Origin of the sequence: Streptomyces sp. NPDC060198 (assembly GCF_042728415.1) — a bacterium.
Taxonomy (GTDB): Bacteria; Actinomycetota; Actinomycetes; order Streptomycetales; family Streptomycetaceae; genus Streptomyces.
This window is the reverse complement of record NZ_JBHWZJ010000681.1, coordinates 1-1321: the sequence shown is the minus strand read 5'-3', so window position 1 is coordinate 1321 and position 1321 is coordinate 1. Positions and strand designations below refer to the sequence as shown.

The window sequence follows — 1321 nt, the reverse complement described above, 5'->3', positions numbered from 1 at the left end:
ACCTTGCGGTCTCTCGGGCCTTCCGTCCGGGTGGGCGATACTGGGTTCGAACCAGTGACCTCTTCGGTGTGAACGAAGCGCTCTCCCACTGAGCTAATCGCCCGGGCGCACCGCAAACATTACCGCATGTCAGCGGTGCTCCTGGACCACCCCGCCCTCACTCGCTGACGTTCCACGGCAGGCTGAGGCCGAACCGCCAGAGGTAGACCGCCCCCAGGACCGCGACGATCACCAGGCCGGCCGCGGTCAGGAGGATGTTGCGGCGTCGCACCTTGGGATCGAGCGCCTTCTGCGCCGCCTCGGTGACCTTCCGCCGGGTCCAGCGGAGCACGAGCTGCGCCCAGACGAACTCGGTCGCCCAGATCGCCATGCCCCCGAAGATCACGAACCACCCCGGCCCGGGGAGCACCAGCATCGCGACCCCCGCCGCCACGACGGCGAGGCCCACAGCGAAGACGCCCACCTGCCAGCTCACGTGGAGAGGCTTCGACGCCTTGATGAACGCCGGCGCGCGTGACCCCAGCTCACGCTCCGGACCTGTCTCGTCCCCCGTCACGGAATCCGGCTCCGCGACCCGCGCGACCCCGCCCCGCTCGTCACTCTGCGCATTCATGGAGCTCAACCTACCCGACCGCTCTCCGTCACTGGAATGGGTGCATGACGGAAAGTTACACACCGCTGTACGAGGGACCCAAAGAATCACAAAACGGTCAGAGGGGTTTACAACGCCACCGTAGGTGGCATGTCGATTTCGCCGACGTGCGAATCCCCGAGCGCACACTGAGCGAAAGGCCCTGGCGCTTATGAACACCACGGTCAGCTGCGAGCTGCACCTGCGCCTCGTTGTGTCGAGCGAGTCCTCACTGCCTGTACCCGCGGGCCTGCGGTATGACACGGCCGATCCCTATGCCGTGCACGCCACCTTCCACACCGGAGCGGAGGAGACGGTCGAGTGGGTTTTCGCCCGTGACCTCCTTGCCGAGGGGCTGCACCGGCCCACCGGCACCGGAGACGTCCGCGTCTGGCCATCTCGTAGTCACGGCCAAGGCGTCGTCTGCATCGCACTGAGCTCTCCGGAGGGAGAGGCCCTGCTCGAAGCCCCGGCGCGGGCCCTGGAGTCGTTCCTGAAGAGGACCGACGCCGCGGTTCCGCCGGGCACCGAGCATCGTCACTTCGACCTCGACACCGAGCTCTCACACATCCTGGCCGAAAGCTGAGCCAGGCGACGAACTGCGGGGCGCCGTCCGACTCGGGGAGACGGCGTCGCGCGGACAACCTCATAGGGCGGACACCGGCGCCGTCACCGCGGAACCCACCGCGG

The 1321-nt window shown here is 67.7% G+C and carries 2 protein-coding genes and 1 tRNA gene; 1 reads left to right on the top strand and 2 read right to left on the bottom strand.

Annotated features, from left to right (window positions below; all coding sequences use genetic code 11):
• Nucleotides 1-31: 31 nt before the first annotated feature.
• Both ACFWEP_RS34705 and ACFWEP_RS34700 read right to left on the bottom strand, forming a co-directional pair.
• A tRNA-Val gene (locus ACFWEP_RS34705) sits at nt 32-103 on the bottom strand.
• 54 nt (nt 104-157) lie between these two features.
• Nucleotides 158-613, bottom strand: a complete 456-nt coding sequence (locus ACFWEP_RS34700; protein WP_387376295.1) for a TIGR02611 family protein — start codon at nt 611-613, stop codon at nt 158-160.
• A gap of 190 nt (nt 614-803) precedes the next feature.
• On the opposite strand from ACFWEP_RS34700, the gene ACFWEP_RS34695 reads away from it, so the two are divergent.
• A complete protein-coding gene (locus tag ACFWEP_RS34695; RefSeq protein ID WP_003959770.1) occupies nt 804-1217 on the top strand; it encodes an SsgA family sporulation/cell division regulator in 414 nt (137 codons plus the stop codon).
• Nucleotides 1218-1321: the final 104 nt, after the last annotated feature.